A 19,299-nucleotide genomic window follows, 5' to 3' on the forward strand; every position below is an offset into this window, starting at 1 on the left:
CGTGAGGCGCCCGTGGAAGGAATCAGCCTTTCTCTGCAGGAAATACTGAATGATTCGGAATATGGCCTCGGTCTGGTACTGCTTGCTGGCGAGCGGGGTCTGGCACATCGCGTGTCGAGTTCACGCATTCAGAAACCTGGTCTAGCGCTGGCTGGATACACTGAGCACCTGCATCCAACCCGGATCCAGGTGCTCGGTAATACAGAAATATCGTATCTGCTACAGATCGATGACCGGGTTGCAGCAGACAGCATCCGCAATCTTTGTTCATTTCCAATCTCATGTTTCATTATTACCAAGGGTTTGATCCCTCCGCAGTTCCTGCTTGACCAGTCTGAAGCGTCCGGTATTCCGGTTCTGGGTACCCATCACCAGTCATCAACGTTTATCTCGCTGATTACCAAGTTTCTCGAGGAGCGACTGCTACCGACGACCCAGATGCACGGGGTGCTGGTAGATGTGCTCGGAGTCGGTATCCTGTTGACCGGTAAAAGCGGAATCGGCAAAAGCGAGTGCGCATTGGATCTGGTTATCCGCGGTCATCGACTGGTGGCTGATGACATGGTTTTCATCAAGAAGAAGATGCCGGCTGCCCTGGTTGGTCAATCCGAAGAAGCGATTCAGCATCTGATGGAGATTCGTGGACTGGGTATCATTAACATCAAGGATCTGTACGGTGTTTCTTCGATCCGGGAGAAAAAAATCATTGATATGCAGCTTGAACTGGTGGAGTGGGATCCGGAGCATGAATATGATCGTCTGGGAATTGATGACCGCCGTGTAACCATACTGGGTGTAGATATTCCTCACATCAGTATTCCCGTGCGGCCTGGCCGCAACCTGGGATCAATTATCGAGGTTGCGGCACGCAACTTTTTGCTCAAGGGGATGGGCTATCATTCAGCACGCGATTTTCAGGAACGCCTGCTGGCACGAATGGAAGTTCGTCCGCTGGGCGACGAGGTAGAATAAATCGTGCGTATCATCGTGATTACCGGCATGTCCGGATCAGGAAAATCAACGGCAGTCAGGGCCCTTGAGGATGAAGGCTTTTACTGCATTGATAACCTTCCCGTGAGACTGTTCAAGCGATTTATCGATCTGATCGATAAATCGGGTGAAGATTTCAAAGGCGTTGTTCTTGTGGCCGATATTCGTGGACGTGAATTTTTCAAGGGCTATGAAATTGCCTTCAAGAAAATTCTGACTGCCGGCCACAGCGTTGAGATACTGTTCTTTGACGCGCTTGATGAAATCCTGGTCCGCAGATTTTCGGAAACACGCCGCCGACACCCCGTTGAAGAATCCAGTTCCGTTATCGAAGGAATCCGTATTGAGCGTGAGCGCCTTTCTGTTTTGCGTCAGATGGCTACCAGATGTATTGACACGTCCGAGTTCAACGTTCATCAACTCAAGGATTTTATCCTGCGGATTGTCCGTGGCGAAGAGCAGGTTAACCCATTTGTCATTGAGGTGCAGTCGTTCGGATTTCGCTACGGAATCCCACTTGAATCAAGTATGGTTATGGACGTACGATTTCTTCCCAATCCGTTTTTTGTACCGGAGCTCAAGGCTGCCTCTGGTCTTGATGAAGCTGTTCGTGACTATGTTTTGGACAATACCCGGACGGCGGCTTTTCTGGACTACTTCTTCCCATTGCTCGATATGCTTGTTCCGGCTCATTGCAGTGAGGGAAAGGTATACCTGACCATTTCAATCGGCTGCACCGGAGGGAGGCACCGTTCAGTGGCAATTGCCGAGGCTACGGGAATGCACCTGCAAACGATGTGGCCGACAGTTCGAATAACACACAGGGATATTGAAAAGGAAAATAAATGATAGGATTGGTTCTTGTGACACATGCTGGCTTGGCTGGTGCGCTACGTGCTTCGGCCGAGATGATTGTCGGCTCTCTCGCTGCATGCTCATCGGTGGAAGTGGCACCGGATGAACGGGCCGACGACATAATGTCTCGGGTTGTTGCCGCAGTAAAAGAAGTTAGTGCGGATGGCGCTGTCATCATGACTGATCTCTTCGGCGGGACGCCATCAAATATGGCTATGTCTTTTCTTAAAGAAGGCAGTGTTGAGGTGCTTACCGGCGTTAATCTGCCTATGGTTATTGAATTCTGTTCAAAACGTGAACGATTGCCGTTGGCTGAATTGGCTATAGAACTCCAGCGTTGCGGCAGGGAAGGGATTATCGTAGCAGGAGAATTTCTGAAATAAATTGTCCTGTTTTTTCTGAAGGATTCATTCGAATGCGAGAGGTACACTCGGCACATGCTCAGTAAAGAATTTCTTATTATCAATAAATTGGGGCTGCATGCCCGGGCTTCAGCACTGTTTGTGAAAACGGCCAGTCGTTTTTCTTCAGAAGTGAAGCTGGCCAAAGAAGGGGTCGAGGTGAATGGCAAGAGTATCATGGGCATTATGATGCTGGCTGCTTCAAAAGGGACGACCGTGACTCTTTCGGCTGATGGTACTGATGAAGATGAAGCGCTGCTGACTATTGGTGATTTGATTGCCAATGGGTTCGGTGAGGAATGATATGCGTATCTTCACGGGAATCGCGGCGTCGCCCGGGATTGTCGTGGGCAAGCTCAAGGTTATTGATCGTCAGCGCTTAGTGGTTCAAGAACATTCCGTGGCTGCAGAACATGTTGGCGTTGAGATCATTCGTCTCAAAAAGGCCATTTCAGCGACACGTGCCGAGCTCGAAATCCTCAAGGTTGATCTTGAAGAAACGACCGCTGATGAACACCTCTTTTTTATCGATACCCACCTGCTGATTCTGGCTGACGAGCGTCTGCTCGTCGAGACGGCCGCCATCATTGAAACCGGTTTGATCAATGCTGAAGGGGCCTTGCGCAGGACGCTCCAAAAATACCGGACTACGTTTGAAGCCATTGAAGATGCCTATCTTCGTGAACGTATCAGCGATGTTGAGACGGTCATCGAAAAAATCCTGCGCACCTTGACCGGCGAGACTCAAGCCGTAATATCCCCCAATGAAGGCCTGACAATCATCGCTGCACACGAAATTACCCCGGCCGATGTGCTCCAGATGGATCGCAAGCATATTGTTGGCATGGTAACGGAGGTTGGTGGCAGGACAACACACGCATCCATATTGGCCCGCGCGTTTGAATTGCCGTCCGTAACCGGTGTGGATGGGATTGCCGATCCGGTGCTGGATGGCGTGGCGGTGATCGTAGACGGTCTAAACGGGCGCGTGATAATCAACCCGGACCGCGAAACCTTTCTTGATCTTCTTCAGCGAAAACGCAGATACGAGTACAGCGAGCTCGAATTGCACAAACTCAGGGATCTGCCGGCACAGACCTTGGATGGATGCCTGTTGTCGCTGGTCGGAAATGTAGAGCTTCCTGAAGAGGGCACATCTGTACTTAATCATGGCGGGGTCGGTATCGGTCTGTATCGGACTGAGATGCTTTTCATGAATCGTCAGCAGATGCCGGACGAGGAAGAGCAGTTCCGCGAGTATGCTGCCATGCAGCAGGCGGTTGCTCCCCATCCTCTCACTATCCGAACCCTGGATGCAGGTGGTGACAAGTTACTGGACGGCATCCCGCGTGTGACCGAACAGAATCCGGCTCTGGGCATGCGGGCCATCAGGCTTTCTCTGAATATGCCGGATGAGTTCAAAAAACAGCTGCGCGCTGTCCTGCGGATCAGTGCCTTGGGCAAGGTGCGCATCATGTTTCCGATGATCTCCGGACTTGACGAACTGCGTCGGGCCAAATCCCTGCTGGGAGAATGCATGTCTGAATTGACTCAGACCGGTATTCCTTTTGACAAGGGCATCAAGGTTGGAATCATGATTGAGATTCCATCTGCTGTTGCCATGGCTGACCTGCTTGCACCTGAAGTGGACTTTTTCAGTATCGGAACCAACGATCTTATTCAGTACACGCTGGCTATTGACCGTTCCAATGAGCAATTGTCAGAATTTTACCAGGCCCTTCACCCGGCTGTACTCCGTGCGTTATACCGGGTTGTTGAGGTGGCTCACGCGGCCGGCATTGAAGCCTGTATCTGTGGCGAGATGGCCGGTGATCCGCTTTATCTGCCGATTCTGCTCGGTTTTGGATTTGATGAACTTTCCATGTCGGCAGCTTCCATCCCGCGTGTCAAACAGATTCTGCGACGTTGTACCTGTCAGCAGGCTTCTGTTATTGCCAAGGCCTGTTTGACATATGCCACTGCCGCCGAGGTCGAGGTATATCTCAAAAGCGAGATCACCAGTCATTTTGCAGAGAGTTTCGACTAACAGGAAAAACATGACGCTTCAGCTATATTTCTACGTAGTTTCTTTCGTCTTCGGCGCAGTTGTCGGTTCGTTCCTTAACGTATGCATCTACCGCATGCCCAGGGATGAGTCGGTTGTATCACCTCCTTCCCATTGTCCGAACTGCGATTACCGCATCCGTTGGTACGATAATATTCCCCTGTTTAGTTATCTCCTGTTACGTGGTAAATGCCGCGGCTGCGGTACACACATCTCGCTGCAGTACCCCCTGGTCGAACTGCTCAATGGACTGCTGGCTCTGGCCCTGTTTATCAAGTTCGGTCCAACACTCTCCTTTCTGACACTGTTTCTGTTCTGCTCGGCCCTGGTGGTCATCACGTTCATCGATCTGGAACATCAGATCATTCCGGATGAAATATCACTGCCCGGCATAGTTATCGGTTTTGTGTGCTCATTTTTTCTTCCCTGGCAGACCTGGATCAATTCATTGCTGGGGATTCTGCTGGGAGGCGGCAGCCTGCTGCTGGTCGCTTATGGTTATCAATGGCTGACCGGCAAGGAAGGAATGGGTGGAGGCGATATCAAGCTGCTTGCCATGATGGGTGCCTTCCTGGGATGGAAGTCGGTGCTCTTCATTGTCTTTGCCAGCTCGCTGATCGGGTCTGTGGTAGGAGTAACCATGATGCTGGTCCAGAAAAAGGATTCCAAGCTGGCTATTCCGTTTGGACCCTATCTGGCCTTTGGTGCCGTACTGTACATCTTTTACGGGCGACAACTCATTCACTGGTATCTCAACTTGGGTGGCTTCACCAGGGGATAGCCCATGCGTACACTCCGCTTCAGTCTCACCGCTTCGATCCTTGCTTTTCTCAGTTGTCTGCTCCTGTTGACCTGGCTGCTGTTCAGCCTGCTGGCATTTAAAACCGCCGCCAATGACTTGTACGCCCAAAAGAATGAGCATGCCCGCATGCTTTTGGCTACCTTTGTCAGTCAGCTGCCGGATACGATTCCAACCTATCCGGACGGCATGATCGCCATTAATTCACCTGCCGTAATCTACGCCCAGAAACTTTCAGAAGAGGTTTCCTTTATCCGCTTGACGCTTCTGGATGCCAACGGTAAACCGATTTTCACCGTTGGCAGGGATGGAGCCGATGTGTACCAGCCGTATACCGGAAACACGCCGCAGATGCGTGAAGGTGGAAGGATTGCGGCTGACGGTTCCGTTATCATGCGTGTGCAGCGGGTGGTCCGCAATGGCGGTGATGTCGGAACCGCCGGGCTGGTTCTCTCGCTGGCGTCAGAAAAAGTGCGTCTTGAGCGTTCCCGCCAATTATTCATGGCCTATTTTGCCATTGATTTTATCTTGCTGCTTGGTTTTGGCTCATTTATCCTGTCCCGTATCGTGGTAACACCCATCAATCGCCTGTTGAACGCTACCGAGAAAATCACCGGAGGACAGTACGGGCAGCAGGTACGAGTATCGGGCAGTGCTGAAATGGTTCGTCTGGCGGAATCATTTAACGATATGTCCATGACCCTGTTCCAGAAGGAACAGGAAGCCAACGTCCATGTTGCCGCGCTGGAAAAGGCTAACAAGGATTTGCGTCAGGCACGCGAAGAGGCTATTCGAACAGAAAAGATGGCTTCCATCGGTCTGCTGGCTGCCGGCATGGCGCACGAAATCGGCACTCCTTTGGCATCAATTATGGGATACGCCGAACTGGTAGCAGGAGAGCCGCTGGACAATTGTACCATTCAGGATTATGCGCAGCGTATTTCCAGCGATTGTGGCCGCATTGACCGAATCGTACGGGGATTGCTCGATTACTCGCGGCCCCGCTCCACTATTGTCGAGCCTTGTGATATTCGAAGCCTTGTCCAGACAACGATAGAGATGCTGATGCAACAAGGTGCCTTCAAGGGAGTCAACATAACGACAGTCTGTGATGAAGACATGCCTGCTGCGAGTGTTGACCCGCATCAGTTGCAGCAGGTGTTGATTAATCTGATCCTGAATAGTCGGGATGCCCTGGCGTCCGATGGGAATATACGGGTCAAGGTTCAGGAATCGAACAAAAAAGCCGGCTCCCGCCTGCCGGAGGGTATTCGCATAGATGTCATGGACAACGGCAGCGGTATTTCGGAAGAACATCTGGGCCGCATCTTTGATCCGTTTTTTACCACCAAACCTCCCGGCAAGGGTACCGGGTTGGGACTGGCTATATCAGCTCGAATCATTGAGGGGTTCGGAGGGAAAATCAGCGTGCAGAGCAAACAGGGAAACGGCACCTGTTTTTCCATTTGGCTGCCGGTGTCTGCCAGGCATGAGGTTACTCCATGAACGAAAGCAGTTCACATATTCTGATAATCGATGATGAAGAAAACCTCCGGCACATGCTTTCTGCCATGCTGTCCCGACAGGGATACCGGGTGGATACTGCCGAAAATGGTGTTGAAGGTCTCCGGTTGCTGGGTGAAAAGGTCTATGACTTTATTCTCTGCGATATACGTATGCCTGAGATGGATGGCAAGGCATTCCTGACTCGTACACTGGAGGAGAGGGTGCCGTCTCCGGTTATCATGATGTCGGCCTACGGTTCTGTTGATACTGCCATCGAATGTATGAAGATGGGGGCCTACGATTTCATCTCCAAGCCGTTCAAAAAAGACGAGATTGTGATGGTGCTTAAAAAGGCGGAGGAGCGGGAGCGCCTCAAATCAGAAAACAGCCGGCTGCGCGGGGTGATCTCCGGTAGTGAGGGCTTCTGTGGTATTATCAGCCGCAATGCTGTCATGCAGGAAATCTTTGCCCAAATCCGGAAGGTGACAGACCTCAAAACGACGGTACTGATTCTTGGCGAATCCGGTACCGGCAAGGAGCTGGTGGCTCGCGCCATTCATATGAGCGGTGTGCGGGCCGGTAAACCTTTTGTGGCGATCAATTGCGGTGCCATTCCTGAAAACCTTCTGGAGAGTGAACTGTTCGGCCATGTACGCGGAGCCTTTACGGATGCCTCCAGCGACAAGACCGGGCTCTTTGAGCAGGCCGATGGCGGTACGCTATTTCTTGACGAAATCGGTGAAATGCCTTTGGCATTGCAGGTCAAACTACTGCGGGTTCTTCAGGAAGAAGAGATTCGCCGGGTCGGAGCGGCCGTATCGCGCAAGGTCAATGTGCGGGTGGTTTCGGCAACCTCCCGCGATCTGGAAGGTGACGTAAAGGCTGGACGCTTCCGCGAGGATCTCTATTTTCGTCTCAACGTATTCTGTATCCAATTGCCGCCGCTACGGGAACGGATCGAGGATATACCGCAGCTGGTGGAATATTTTGCGGCGAAATACCGTGTCGATGGTAATTGTGCTCCAACACGCTGCGCACCTGATGCCATGCGGCTTTTTCTTGGATATGGCTGGCCCGGAAATATCCGTGAATTGGAAAATGCAGTGGAGCGCGGCATGATCCTGTGTGAAGGATCTACCATAACGGCCAGTTGCCTGCCTCTCTCGCTTCAATCTGCCGGTGATGTGTGCGAGTCCGTCCATCCATCAGAAAACCTTTCCATAAAAAGGGCAGAGAATGCCATGGAGCGCGACCTGATCCGCAGGGCACTGATCAAAACAGGCGGCAACCGGACACAGGCGGCCAAGATTCTGGAAATAAGTCATCGATCATTGCTGTACAAGTTGAAAGAGTTCTGCATCGACCAGTCAGATGAAACGAGGTAACCCATGAAGATTGAACTGATAACTGCCAACCCTCTTAGACATGCCACCCCCGCCCTGGTCTTGGGCTGCTGGGAAGATGCGGGTAATGAACTCTTTACAAGCTGTGATAAAGCGCTGGACGGCTGTCTGGGTCGTCTGGCCGCCAGCCGCGAATTCAGCGGCAAAGTCAATACGACCCGTCTGATCCATACACAGGGAAAGCTGCCGGCCGATCGTCTGCTGCTGGTAGGACTCGGGAAAAAGGCCGATCTGGATGATGAGCGGCTCCGTCAGGCTGCCGGAACTGCTGTACAGGCGCTGAGGGGAGCGCGGGTGGCTGTATTCGGCGTGGCGCTGCATCTGGCCGGAACAACCGAATCTGCACTGGAGGCGGTCTGCGAGGGGGCCCTTCTGGGCAGTTACGCATTCGAGATATACAAGACCAAAGACAAGGATGAGCGCTTCTGTTTCGAGGGCATGACCCTGCTGCTGCCCAAAGGGGCTAACAGGAAAGAGGCGAATGCCGGGGTGGAACGCAGTTCGACCCTCTGCCGGGGCGTACAGCTGGCCCGCGACCTGGTGTCGCAGCCGGGCAATGTTGTCACACCTGCCTATCTGGCAGATACTGCGCAGGAGCTGGCAGTCCGCAATAACCTGACGTGCCGGGTCTACGAATTCGAGGAGCTGGTTTCGCTGGGAATGAACGCCCTGGTTGCTGTGGGGAAGGGGTCAGCCGAATTGCCGCGCCTGATCGTGCTTGAATACCGCGGTGCCGGCGAGAAAGAGCGTCCGGTAGTGCTGGTCGGCAAAGGGATCACCTTTGATTCAGGCGGCATCTCCATCAAGCCGGGGGCCGGGATGGAGGAGATGAAGACCGACATGGCCGGCAGCGCCGCGGTATTGGGAGCCATAACAGCGGCAGCCGGGCTGAAGCTGCCGGTTAACCTGGTGGGGATTATCCCGACGGCCGAGAATATGCCTGACGGCAAGGCCTACAAGCCTGGCGACGTGGTTACCTCCCTGTCCGGTATGACCATCGAAATCACCAATACCGATGCCGAAGGGCGCCTGATCCTGTGCGATGCCCTGCACTTTGCCCAGCGGTACAAGCCGACGGCCATGATTGATCTGGCCACCCTGACCGGGGCCTGTGTTGTGGCGCTGGGGCATGAGGCCAGCGGACTGATGGGCAATGACCCCCGGCTGGCGATTGCCCTGAAAAAGGCCGGCGATCGTTGTGGCGAGCGGCTCTGGGAACTGCCCCTGTGGGACGGTTACGGCGAGGCCATGAAGAGTGATATCGCCGACCTGAAGAATGCCGGAAGTCGCGACGGTGGCAGCATCACCGCCGGCTGGTTTCTGAAGCAGTTTGTCGGCACAACGCACTGGGCCCACCTGGATATCGCCGGCACCGCCTGGGGTGACAAGTCCCGGCCCTGTTCCCCCAAAGGGGCAACCGGAATCGGTGTGCGCCTGTTGATCGAGTACCTGCGGAGCCTGTAGCGGGGACGATATTCGCAGCGCTGTGACAATTATTGAACAAACCATTGACTATCCGCAGAATATATCAACAACGAAGCTCTACAGCTTTCGTATTCGGATTTTTACCCCATGAACCAGGCAGCATTTTCCCTGATCATAATCTCTGCAGTCATGCACGCCCTCTGGAACCTGCTGGTAAAGCGCAGTCGCCACAAAACGGTCTTTATCTGGTGGATGTTCATAGCCTCGGGCGGGTTATTCACTCTGCTCATCCCGCTGCTGCCGGAACAGTTCCAGCGGCCCGACACCCATACCTTGTTGATGGTCTCCCTCGGCGCTGTCTGTTTCGTGCTGTACCATCTCTTCAACGGCCGGGCTTACCGGGGCGGCGACCTTTCGGTGGTATACCCGCTCTGCCAGACCTCAATGATCTATGTGCCGATCTGGGGAATCATTCTGTTGGGCGAACGCTTGTCGTTCCAGGGGGCATTTGGTATCCTGCTGGTGATATTCGGTACCTATTCGATCCAACTGCAGCACCTGTCATTTGGCGAATTGGTACGTCCCTTCCGTAACCTGAAGAGCCCGTCGGTGCGGGATGCTCTGACAGCCGGATTCATCTACTCCATCGGCTCGATCGCTGAAAAGAGCGGGGTCAGGTCCTATTCGCCACTGTACTTCACTTATTTCCTGGTGCTGATCATGCTGTTAGTGATGTCTTGTAACATGCTCCGGCCGAAGTACCGGGCCCTGATCGGCGCGGAACTGCGTGAACACTGGGGACTGATTCTGTGTAGCGGACCGATCATGATGACGTCGTTTCTGACCTTCCGTTACGGCCTGAATCTGTCGCCGGTCAGCTATGCCGTTCCGGTCCGGCAGGTCAGCATTATCATTGGTGTTCTGATCGGTATCCTCTTTCTGAGGGAAGCCTTTGGCAGGATCAGATTCACCTCGGCGCTGTTTATTCTGTCCGGCGCAGTACTGATAAGGTTTGGTTAATCCCGTCAGTCAGAATTGCCATAGCGTTTTTTCAGCTTGACGGATTTATTCAAACGCTGTTTAATAAATCAAAAAAGTCAGTGGTCTGGTTCCGTACCATCATTGCAGTATCCAGAATATCCGGATCATGTTCCGACATCTCAGCGGTTACTGCCATGCTACAGTACATACTCAATATTCTTCCGACTCTGCACCTCAAACAGCTGCGTACTTTTCTAATTTCGCTCTGTATCGTTACATCCCTGTGTTTTGCGTCAATCTTCATCTATCTGGACAATCTTACCTCCCAGCTCATGATGCAGCGCGTCAGGGAGCAGGCGGTGGCATATCTCGATCTTATCAATCATACGAAAACCTGGAACTTTGAAAACGGGGGGGTCTATGTACTAAAGTCGAAACAGATCCAATCCAACGCATATCTCAAACAACTGGGCATCGACCCGGATGTAGCGTGCAAGGATGGCAGGATATTTACGATCCGCAATCACGCCATCATGATCAACGAGATATCCCGCCTCAGTGAGAAACAGGAAGGTGGCGGTACGTTCCGTATCACCAGCAATTGGCCGCTTGATCCTGAAAATGTCCCTGATACATTTGAGAAAGCCGGTCTGGCCTTGCTCAGCAAGGAAACACCCGAGCACTATGCAGTCGTCAAACGATACGGAAAAACGTCATTCCGTTATCTGTCTCCCCTGTATGCCGAACCCAGCTGTCTGGGATGCCACCGTGGACTTCCCCTGAAACCGGGTGGAATACTAGGTGCCGTCAGTATATCAATCCCTATTGACCTGATGATCGCACAGACTCAAAAGACACGAATTATTATTTTTCTGTCTGCAATCATGTCGATCGGCCTTCTCATGGCGGCTATCTATGTTATGACGCTGCGTCTTGCGGTGGCCCTGGATAAGGCCCAGCATCAATTGAAAACGCAGGCACTGACCGATGAATTAACCGGTCTGAGCAATCGCCGCCAGGTAATGGACCGCCTGGAACAGGAATTTCACCGCGCCGTCCGCATCAGGGAACCCATCTGCGTGATCTCACTGGACATTGATCATTTCAAAAAGATTAACGACACCTATGGTCACATATTTGGTGACATGGTGCTCAAGAAAGTTGCAGAACGCATGCAGAACTGCCTGCGCCCCTATGACACGATCGGGCGGGTTGGTGGTGAAGAGTTCCTGATTGTCGCGCCGGCATCACCTTCAGAAGAGGCCGTTTCACTGGCACAGAGGGTTATTTCAGCAATCAGCGGCGAGCTCGTGGAAGATAACGCTTCCTCTGTCATTGTTACGGCAAGTGCCGGTGTGGCCGTAATAAACAGCGGCGACGCCGAAGCTGAGGATCTGCTCAGGAGAGCTGACCGTTCCCTGTATGAAGCCAAGGCGCTGGGACGGAACCGTGTCGCGGGCCCCTGAACTCATGTTTTTGAGCTGTTTCCGGTGGGCAATTCTCTACACCAGACCGATTAATCAAAAGGCCCTTGTTATTTCAAAGCGAATCCCGCAATTCCGATGATCAATCCCATTGATTCAGTCAGGCAGATGTTTCCAGCAGACACCCATGACCGGGTTTTCCTGGTCGGCGGCTGCGTACGTGATGTGCTGCAGGGCTTCTCAAGCAGCGATATTGATCTGGTTTCAACCTTGACAGTGGATGAAATCAAGGCCTGCGGTTTTCGGCTGATAACGGGAAAAAGCACTACCCCTGTATGGTTCCGGCATGACGCTAGCGTTGGTTCGATAGAGGCAACGCTGATCCCGGATTGGAAAGACCTGACCTCAGATCTGGCCCGTCGTGATTTTACCATCAATGCCATGGCGATGTCGCTGGAAGGTGAAGTCGTTGATCCGCTGAACGGCATGCCAGATCTGAACCTGCGATTGCTGCGCTCCTGCACACCGCGAACATTCTTCGCCGACCCCCTGCGCATCTTTCGAGCCCTGAGGTTCGAGTCCGGCGGCTGGGAGATGTTTCATGAAACCGAGCGGCTGATACGGGAACATGACTGGTCCCGTATGTGGTCAGCCATCCCGGTTGAACGCTTCAGCCGTGAACTGCTCAAGGCCATTCAGCTGCAAGCACCGGAAAGGTTCTTTCAGCGGATGCTTGAACTCAAGACAGGAGCGGAGTATCTGCCCGAGATCTTCCGCATGCCGCATATCCCTGCCGGCCCCCTGATCCATCATCCTGAAGGCGATCTTTTCACCCATTCTCAGGAAGTGCTGCAACGGGTTGCGACACTGTCCACAGATCCGCTGACTCGCTTCTGTGCTTTCTTCCATGACATCGGCAAACTGACCACTCACCCCGACCTTTATCCCCGGCATCATGGCCATGACCAGGCCGGTTTTGACGTAGCAATCGAATTCTGCCGGCGACTGCGACTGCCGGCACAGTATGGGAAGGCTTTAGCATGGATCAGCAGATTGCACGGTACCTTCAACCTGTGGGGCCAGTTGCGTGATTCAACAAAGCTGAGGGTGGCCGATCAGGCGATCAAGGCTGGAATTATAGATGTCCTGCCATTGGTGGCCGCTGCCGATAAGGTCGGAGGTTGTGAACCAAAAGAGTGGCGCATGACTATAAAAACCGCTTTGCTGTCAGCTTCAAAACTCGGATTGAGTCTTGAGCGTCTGGAGAGCGTACCGGCAAATAATCGAATGGAGGTAATACTGCAAGCCAGGATTGATCGGCTGAGGGGCAGCGTCATGGATTGAATTTCCCGGGACGTTGACCGCGATGTATTGAAATAGGTACCTGTTCAGGAGGCTTCTGAACTCAATTCAGTATACGATGAAACTCTCCTTGACCTGCCGGACGGTCGGTGTTACAGTCTCGCAACACATACACCACTACCTTTTAATCTAGCCCGAGAGGCTAGCAAGGGTTACACCATGATTGATACAGGACACATACCGAGGAGTCTTGCCGTTTAGTGCGGCGAGGCTCTTTTTTTATGCCGGAAAGGAGTGACATTATGGCGGGTGAACAGACAGTAATCATGGATAACAGCGGCATCAAACGAGCATTGACCCGTATTTCCCACGAGATCCTGGAGCGCAATAAAGGGTTGAACGATGTGGTCCTGATCGGCATCCGTTCCGGTGGCGCCTTTCTGGCTGAAGAACTCTGCAGCGTGGCGGAGGTCATCGAGGGGGTAAAGGCCCCGGTTGGCGCCGTGGACATCACCCTTTACCGGGATGATATCAGCGGCCATCTGCCGCATCATGCCGTAGGAAAAACCGATATCCCTTTTTCCCTGGAGGGCAAGCGTGTCGTGCTGGTGGATGACGTACTCTTCACCGGACGTACGATCCGCGCAGCCATGGATGCCCTCATGGACCATGGGCGTCCCCAGTGCATCCAGCTGGCGGTACTGATCGATCGCGGACATCGCGAGCTGCCGATCCGGGCCGATTTTGTCGGCCGCAACGTTCCCACCAGTCTGAAGGAGAACGTTGCCGTAATCTTTGATGCAAAGAATCAACCTCTTGAGGTTGTTCTGGAAAAATAACGAGGGGAGGGCGGCATGGCTGAATTCAAGCATAAGGACATCATTGCGCTGCGTGATCTGAACAAGGAGGAGATCGAACTGCTCCTGTCCACGGCAGAGAGCATGCGCGAGATCAACAGTCGCGACATCAAGAAGGTTCCGACATTGCGCGGCAAGACCATCATCAACCTGTTCTATGAAGCTTCGACGCGTACCCGCACCTCGTTTGAGATCGCCGGCAAGCGTCTCTCGGCCGATACCGTTAATATCACCCCTTCTTCCAGTTCGGCTACCAAGGGCGAGACCCTGGCGGATACGGCCCTCAACCTGCTGGCCATGAAGCCGGACATCATCGTCATGCGACATGCCGTCTCCGGATCCCATTATTTTCTTTCCAGCAAGATGCCGGGCTGCTCGATCATCAATGCCGGCGACGGTACCCATGAACACCCTTCTCAGGGTCTGCTGGACATGCTGACCATGAAGGACCGCTTCGGACGCCTGGATGGTCTCAAGGTGGCTATTGTCGGTGATATCACACACAGCCGTGTTGCCCGCTCCAACATCCAGGGGCTGACCAAGATGGGATCGCAGGTCTTCCTGGCCGGTCCGCCGACCATGATGCCGCCGGGGGCAGAGCGACTGGGCAATGTGACCGTCTGTGCCTCCATGAAGGAGGCCATTCAGGACGCCGACGTGGTCATGATGCTGCGCATCCAGCAGGAGCGTCAGGGTAAGACCTTGATGCCCAATGCCCGCGAGTACTCCCGCTACTTTGGCCTCAATCCGGAGAATCTCAAACTGGCCAAACCGGATGCCATGGTCATGCACCCCGGTCCGATCAACCGCGGAGTGGAGATGTCCTCCTATGTGGTCGACGGCGGTCAGTCCCACATCCTCAAGCAGGTGGAAAACGGTGTGGCGGTACGCATGGCCATGCTCTACCACGTATGCGGCGGCGAACTAGAATGAACCGTTTCTTTTCCGTCATATCTGCGTAAGTCTTCGGGACCACTTGTGCGGCGTAGCGCTGCTACGCCTCCGCGCAATCCCTCGACAGCCTTGATCTGACGAAAAATAAAGCGGTTCAGCAAAAACTACAAATCCTTTATGAGGTGACCATATGAATCTGTTGATCAAGGGTGGCCGGGTGATCGACCCGAGCCAGAAGCTGGATGACACACTGGATGTGCTCGTGGAAAACGGGCTGATCAAGGAGATCGGCAAGGGGCTGAAGGCGCCGGTCGGAGCCGAGGTCATTGATGCCGCCGGCAAATACGTCGTGCCGGGCCTGGTGGATATGCATGTACACCTGCGCGATCCCGGCCTGGAGTACAAAGAGGATATTATCAGCGGAACGCGGGCAGCAGCAGCCGGCGGTTTCACCTCCATTGTCTGCATGCCCAATACCAAGCCGACTATCGACAACAAGGCGATCGCCAGCTATATCATCAACAAGGCCCGGAATGAGGGTTCTGCCAATGTCTTCCCGGTTGGATCCATCACCTACGGTCTGAGCGGTGAGCGGATGTCTGAGATGGGCGAACTGAAGGAGGCCGGTTGTGTGGCGGTTTCGGACGACGGCCGGCCGGTCACCAATCCCGAATTGATGCGCCGGGCCCTGGAATATGCCCGTGGCATGGGCATCCTGGTTATCTCCCACGCCGAAGAACTTTCCCTTGTGGGTGAGGGGGTTATGAATGAAGGGTTTACCTCCACCGAGATTGGTCTGAAGGGTATCCCCCGCATCGCCGAGGACATCGCCACCGCCCGTGATGTCATGCTGGCCGAATACACCAATTCACCCATCCATATCGCCCATGTCTCTACCGCAGGGTCGGTGCGGATCATCCGCGAGGCCAAGGCCCGCGGTGTCCAGGTGACCTGTGAAACTGCGCCCCATTACTTCACCCTGACCGACGACGCCGTGCGCGGCTACAACACCAACGCCAAGATGAATCCCCCGCTGCGGGAGGCTTCTGATGTGGCCGCCATAAAGACCGGATTGGCCGACGGCGCCATCGATGCCATTGCCACCGACCATGCCCCCCATCACCTGGACGAGAAGGACGTGGAATTCGACGCGGCCATGAACGGCATTATCGGCCTGGAAACCTCCCTGCCGCTCTCGCTTAAGCTGGTCAGTGATGGTGTGCTGACTCTTAATCAACTGATTGAAAAGATGTCCTGCAACCCCTCAAATATTCTGGGTTTGCAGCGTGGCAGCCTCGCGTCAGGCAGGGTGGCGGATATTACGGTAATCGACCCGCTGGTCGAGTGGACGGTTGATGCTGATAGACTTGCCAGCAAGTCAAAGAATTCTCCCTTTCTGGGGTGGAGTGTTACCGGCGCAGCCTCTGCAACTATTCTGGCCGGAAAAATCGTACATACAAAAGCCTAACCTACAATAAACGGAGCTTGAAATCATGAAAGCAATCCTTGCGCTCGCCGATGGGCGCATCTTCGAAGGCAGATCATTTGGCGCCTCTGGCGAAGCCAGCGGTGAAGTCGTTTTCAACACAGCCATGTCCGGGTATCAGGAGGTGCTGACCGATCCTTCCTACAAGGGGCAGATGGTCACCATGACCTACACCCAGATCGGCAACACCGGCATCAACCCGGAGGATATCGAGAGTCGCGGACTGTTCCTGTCCGGATTTATTGTCAAGGAATATCAGGATTGCTATTCCAACTGGCGGGCAACCATGAGTCTGGGTTCCTACCTCAGGGAAAACGGCATCGTTGGTATCCATGGTTTGGATACCCGTGCCCTGACACGCCACCTGCGCGACAAGGGCGCCCAGAATGGTATCATCTCCACAACAGACTTCAATCATGAAAGTCTGGTCGCCAAGGCGCGTGCCGTCCCCAGTATGGCCGGCCTCGATCTGGCCAGCGGCGTCAGCTGCGATAAGCCGTACCATTGGACAGAAGGTCTTTGGGACCTGGAAGGTGGGTACCCACAAATTGATACAGCTTCACTCAAATACAAGGTTGTGGCCTATGATTTCGGTATCAAGTACAACATTCTGCGCTGCCTGGTGGATGCCGGTTGTGATGTGACGGTTGTACCGGCCGGATTTCCTGCCGAAGAAGCCCTGGCGATGAATCCTGACGGTATATTCCTCAGCAACGGTCCCGGCGACCCGGAGCCGCTGGTGCAGGTGCAGGCCGAAATCAGGAAATTTGTTGGCAAGCTCCCGATCTTCGGCATCTGTCTGGGACATCAGTTGCTTGGCCTGGCCCTGGGGGGCAGGACCGTCAAGCTGCCCTTCGGCAATCATGGCTCCAATCTTCCGGTTATGGACATGTCAACCCGTAAGGTGGAAATTACCGCCCAGAACCACGGCTTTGCCGTTGACCTGGATTCACTGGGAGATCTGGCCTGCCTGGGACATGAGAACCTCAACGATCAGACCGTGGAAGGTATCCATCACTGCTCGCTGCCGATCTTCTCGGTACAACATCATCCGGAGGCGTCTCCCGGTCCGCATGATTCCCATTACCTGTTTGGCCGCTTTGTTGAGATGATGGAGAAACACAAGGCGGTGTAGGTCGTGAAATACGAAGCTCTGTATCAATCAGGCGAACTGCTGCAACGGGTCAGAGAGGCCTATGGGCGTTTGCATGCGTGTGACCTCTGTCCTCACGACTGCGGAGTCAATCGTATCAGGGGAGAACTGGGTATCTGCGGGGCGGGACTCAAGCCCAGGATCGCCTCGACCAATGTGCATCGCGGCGAGGAACCGCCCATCTCCGGCACACAGGGTTCCGGTACGGTTTTTTTCTCCGGCTGTTCTTTGAAATGCACGTTCTGCCAGAACTTTCCCATCAGTCAACTGGGCAACGGTGAGGAGATCTCGACGGGAGAGCTGGCGGCGCGGATGTTGCGTCTGCAGCGGCAGCGGGTGCACAATCTCAATCTCGTGACCCCGACCCACTATCTGCCTCAGATCCTGGCGGCGCTCTGGCTTGCTATTCCACAGGGCTTCCGGCTGCCGATCGTCTGGAATTCCAGCGGCTATGAAAGGATTGATGCCCTGCAACTGCTGGACGGTGTGGTTGATATCTATCTGCCGGATATGAAATACAGTGAGGAAAACCATTCGGTGGAGCTCTCTGCTGCTCCCGGTTACCGCGACTTCAACCGGGCTGCGGTTGTCGAGATGTTGAAACAGGTCGGACACCTGCAGCTCGACCACCTCGGCATTGCACTACATGGTCTGATCATCAGGCACCTGGTATTACCGGGAGGTCGGGCAGGTTCGCGGGAAACCCTGCGCTGGATTGCTGGGAACCTTGGCTCTGAGACACATATAGCGCTGATGAACCAGTATTTTCCGGCCCATCTGGCCGTCTCCTCGGACGCTCTCGGCCGAAAGATCTGTGACGAAGAGTACGATGAGGCTGTGGCGGCGCTGGAAGAGTTTGGTCTGGAGAATGGTTGGGTACAGGAATAATGGTGCCTACGTAAGGAGACCCTTGATATGAAGCAGCATGATAACGACTTTACAATACCCGTGTATTTTGAAGTCTGCGCCAGGATAGAAGGACTGTGCGCAGAGCTGTATCACTATTACAGCACTGTTTATCAGGAAAATGAAGAGGTCTCACAACTCTGGAAAAAAACTGCGCAGGAGGAAGAAAACCATCAGAAGCAGTTTGAACTGGCATACCGGCTGCGCGACGAGGTTGATTTTGAGCTTGAATCGAATCTGGAGAGTGCCAAAAAAATCTGTCAGAAGTTGAAAAATCTGCTGGATCATGTTCACCGGAATCCGCCGGATATCGTTACGGCACTGACCAAGGCTATCGAGATGGAGGAGCGTCTGGCCAGTCTGCATATGGAAAATTCTGTACGCTTTAAAGACAAAATGGTTCAGAAGCTGTTTCAGGCATTGCAGAATTATGATCAGGATCACATCAAGTCCCTGCAGCATTGTCTTTCCGTTATGACACTGCACCAATCCGAGATGGTCGGCTGAGCCCTGATCTGTGAGAACGATTGTGCTGCTGGTCATATCCAATGTCTTCATGACCTTTGCCTGGTATGCGCACCTGAAGAACCTGAGCAACCGCCATTGGTTCATTGCCGTGCTTGTTTCCTGGGGGATTGCGTTTTTCGAGTACCTTGTTCAGGTGCCTGCCAACCGGATGGGTTATGCAGGCAATTTTTCACTGGCACAGCTAAAGATTACCCAGGAGGTAATCACGCTCTGTGTTTTTGTTCCGTTTGCCGTGTTGTACATGGGATCTAGTCTTAGCTGGAATTACCTCTGGGCTGGCTGTTGCCTTGCTGGAGCGGTGTTTTTCATATTTCGATAATCACA

Annotated in this window: 19 protein-coding genes; all 19 read left to right on the forward strand. The window is 53.7% G+C overall.

Translation table 11 applies throughout. The features are described 5' to 3' along the window. The first annotated feature begins 12 nt into the window (after positions 1-12). Positions 13-972, forward strand: a complete 960-nt coding sequence (gene hprK, locus ACOCF6_RS21740; protein ID WP_482462420.1) for an HPr(Ser) kinase/phosphatase — start codon at positions 13-15, stop codon at positions 970-972. Positions 973-975: 3 nt separating this feature from the next. Beyond that, on the forward strand, positions 976-1,839 hold the full coding sequence (gene rapZ / locus ACOCF6_RS21745) for an RNase adapter RapZ (protein WP_482462421.1): 864 nt from the start codon (positions 976-978) through the stop codon (positions 1,837-1,839). A gap of 14 nt (positions 1,840-1,853) precedes the next feature. After that, a complete protein-coding gene (locus tag ACOCF6_RS21750; protein WP_482462422.1) occupies positions 1,854-2,228 on the forward strand; it encodes a PTS sugar transporter subunit IIA in 375 nt (124 codons plus the stop codon). A 54-nt stretch (positions 2,229-2,282) separates the two neighbouring features. Continuing rightward, positions 2,283-2,549, forward strand: a complete 267-nt coding sequence (locus ACOCF6_RS21755) for an HPr family phosphocarrier protein (RefSeq protein ID WP_482462423.1) — start codon at positions 2,283-2,285, stop codon at positions 2,547-2,549. Between the two features lies 1 nt (position 2,550). Further along, complete coding sequence (ptsP, locus tag ACOCF6_RS21760) at positions 2,551-4,293, forward strand: phosphoenolpyruvate--protein phosphotransferase (RefSeq protein WP_482462424.1); 1,743 nt, start codon at positions 2,551-2,553, stop codon at positions 4,291-4,293. Between the two features lie 10 nt (positions 4,294-4,303). Beyond that, entirely contained in the window at positions 4,304-5,092 is a 789-nt protein-coding gene (locus tag ACOCF6_RS21765; RefSeq protein WP_482462425.1) for a prepilin peptidase, read from the forward strand. A gap of 3 nt (positions 5,093-5,095) precedes the next feature. Continuing rightward, positions 5,096-6,616 (forward strand): sensor histidine kinase, encoded by a 1,521-nt coding sequence (locus ACOCF6_RS21770; RefSeq protein ID WP_482462426.1) that lies wholly within the window; start codon positions 5,096-5,098, stop codon positions 6,614-6,616. Then, positions 6,613-8,001, forward strand: a complete 1,389-nt coding sequence (locus ACOCF6_RS21775; protein ID WP_482462427.1) for a sigma-54-dependent transcriptional regulator — start codon at positions 6,613-6,615, stop codon at positions 7,999-8,001. The genes ACOCF6_RS21770 and ACOCF6_RS21775 overlap by 4 nt, the downstream gene beginning before the upstream one ends. A gap of 3 nt (positions 8,002-8,004) precedes the next feature. After that, entirely contained in the window at positions 8,005-9,483 is a 1,479-nt protein-coding gene (locus tag ACOCF6_RS21780; protein ID WP_482462428.1) for a leucyl aminopeptidase, read from the forward strand. A 108-nt stretch (positions 9,484-9,591) separates the two neighbouring features. Then, positions 9,592-10,464, forward strand: coding sequence for an EamA family transporter (locus tag ACOCF6_RS21785; protein ID WP_482462429.1), 873 nt, complete (start codon positions 9,592-9,594; stop codon positions 10,462-10,464). Positions 10,465-10,619: 155 nt separating this feature from the next. Further along, complete coding sequence (locus tag ACOCF6_RS21790; protein WP_482462430.1) at positions 10,620-11,891, forward strand: diguanylate cyclase; 1,272 nt, start codon at positions 10,620-10,622, stop codon at positions 11,889-11,891. Between the two features lie 96 nt (positions 11,892-11,987). Further along, the gene (locus ACOCF6_RS21795; protein ID WP_482462431.1) at positions 11,988-13,193 is read left to right on the forward strand and encodes an HD domain-containing protein; all 1,206 of its coding nucleotides are present in this window, start codon (positions 11,988-11,990) and stop codon (positions 13,191-13,193) included. 260 nt (positions 13,194-13,453) lie between these two features. Continuing rightward, complete coding sequence (gene pyrR, locus ACOCF6_RS21800; protein WP_482462432.1) at positions 13,454-13,990, forward strand: bifunctional pyr operon transcriptional regulator/uracil phosphoribosyltransferase PyrR; 537 nt, start codon at positions 13,454-13,456, stop codon at positions 13,988-13,990. A 15-nt stretch (positions 13,991-14,005) separates the two neighbouring features. After that, positions 14,006-14,941 carry an aspartate carbamoyltransferase catalytic subunit gene (locus tag ACOCF6_RS21805; RefSeq protein WP_482462433.1) on the forward strand — a complete coding sequence of 312 codons (936 nt, stop codon included), beginning with the start codon at positions 14,006-14,008 and terminating at the stop codon, positions 14,939-14,941. A 151-nt stretch (positions 14,942-15,092) separates the two neighbouring features. Next, positions 15,093-16,370, forward strand: a complete 1,278-nt coding sequence (locus ACOCF6_RS21810) for a dihydroorotase (protein ID WP_482462434.1) — start codon at positions 15,093-15,095, stop codon at positions 16,368-16,370. A gap of 25 nt (positions 16,371-16,395) precedes the next feature. After that, positions 16,396-17,523, forward strand: coding sequence for a glutamine-hydrolyzing carbamoyl-phosphate synthase small subunit (gene carA / locus ACOCF6_RS21815; protein ID WP_482462435.1), 1,128 nt, complete (start codon positions 16,396-16,398; stop codon positions 17,521-17,523). A gap of 3 nt (positions 17,524-17,526) precedes the next feature. Continuing rightward, complete coding sequence (locus ACOCF6_RS21820; RefSeq protein WP_482462436.1) at positions 17,527-18,429, forward strand: radical SAM protein; 903 nt, start codon at positions 17,527-17,529, stop codon at positions 18,427-18,429. 27 nt (positions 18,430-18,456) lie between these two features. Beyond that, the gene (locus ACOCF6_RS21825; RefSeq protein WP_482462437.1) at positions 18,457-18,954 is read left to right on the forward strand and encodes a hypothetical protein; all 498 of its coding nucleotides are present in this window, start codon (positions 18,457-18,459) and stop codon (positions 18,952-18,954) included. A gap of 10 nt (positions 18,955-18,964) precedes the next feature. Further along, a complete protein-coding gene (locus tag ACOCF6_RS21830) occupies positions 18,965-19,294 on the forward strand; it encodes a DMT family protein (protein WP_482462438.1) in 330 nt (109 codons plus the stop codon). Positions 19,295-19,299: the final 5 nt, after the last annotated feature.

Source organism: Geobacter psychrophilus (assembly GCF_056821595.1).

Coding starts and splice junctions, on each gene's coding strand:
- ACOCF6_RS21765 (WP_482462425.1), top strand. CDS start 4,304: ATGACGCTTCAGCTATATTTCTACGTAGTTTCTTTCGTCTTCGGCGCA.
- ACOCF6_RS21795 (WP_482462431.1), top strand. CDS start 11,988: ATGATCAATCCCATTGATTCAGTCAGGCAGATGTTTCCAGCAGACACC.
- ACOCF6_RS21810 (WP_482462434.1), top strand. CDS start 15,093: ATGAATCTGTTGATCAAGGGTGGCCGGGTGATCGACCCGAGCCAGAAG.
- ACOCF6_RS21805 (WP_482462433.1), top strand. CDS start 14,006: ATGGCTGAATTCAAGCATAAGGACATCATTGCGCTGCGTGATCTGAAC.
- ACOCF6_RS21825 (WP_482462437.1), top strand. CDS start 18,457: ATGAAGCAGCATGATAACGACTTTACAATACCCGTGTATTTTGAAGTC.
- ACOCF6_RS21780 (WP_482462428.1), top strand. CDS start 8,005: ATGAAGATTGAACTGATAACTGCCAACCCTCTTAGACATGCCACCCCC.
- ACOCF6_RS21775 (WP_482462427.1), top strand. CDS start 6,613: ATGAACGAAAGCAGTTCACATATTCTGATAATCGATGATGAAGAAAAC.
- ptsP (WP_482462424.1), top strand. CDS start 2,551: ATGCGTATCTTCACGGGAATCGCGGCGTCGCCCGGGATTGTCGTGGGC.
- pyrR (WP_482462432.1), top strand. CDS start 13,454: ATGGCGGGTGAACAGACAGTAATCATGGATAACAGCGGCATCAAACGA.
- ACOCF6_RS21755 (WP_482462423.1), top strand. CDS start 2,283: ATGCTCAGTAAAGAATTTCTTATTATCAATAAATTGGGGCTGCATGCC.
- carA (WP_482462435.1), top strand. CDS start 16,396: ATGAAAGCAATCCTTGCGCTCGCCGATGGGCGCATCTTCGAAGGCAGA.
- ACOCF6_RS21790 (WP_482462430.1), top strand. CDS start 10,620: ATGCTACAGTACATACTCAATATTCTTCCGACTCTGCACCTCAAACAG.
- ACOCF6_RS21770 (WP_482462426.1), top strand. CDS start 5,096: ATGCGTACACTCCGCTTCAGTCTCACCGCTTCGATCCTTGCTTTTCTC.
- ACOCF6_RS21785 (WP_482462429.1), top strand. CDS start 9,592: ATGAACCAGGCAGCATTTTCCCTGATCATAATCTCTGCAGTCATGCAC.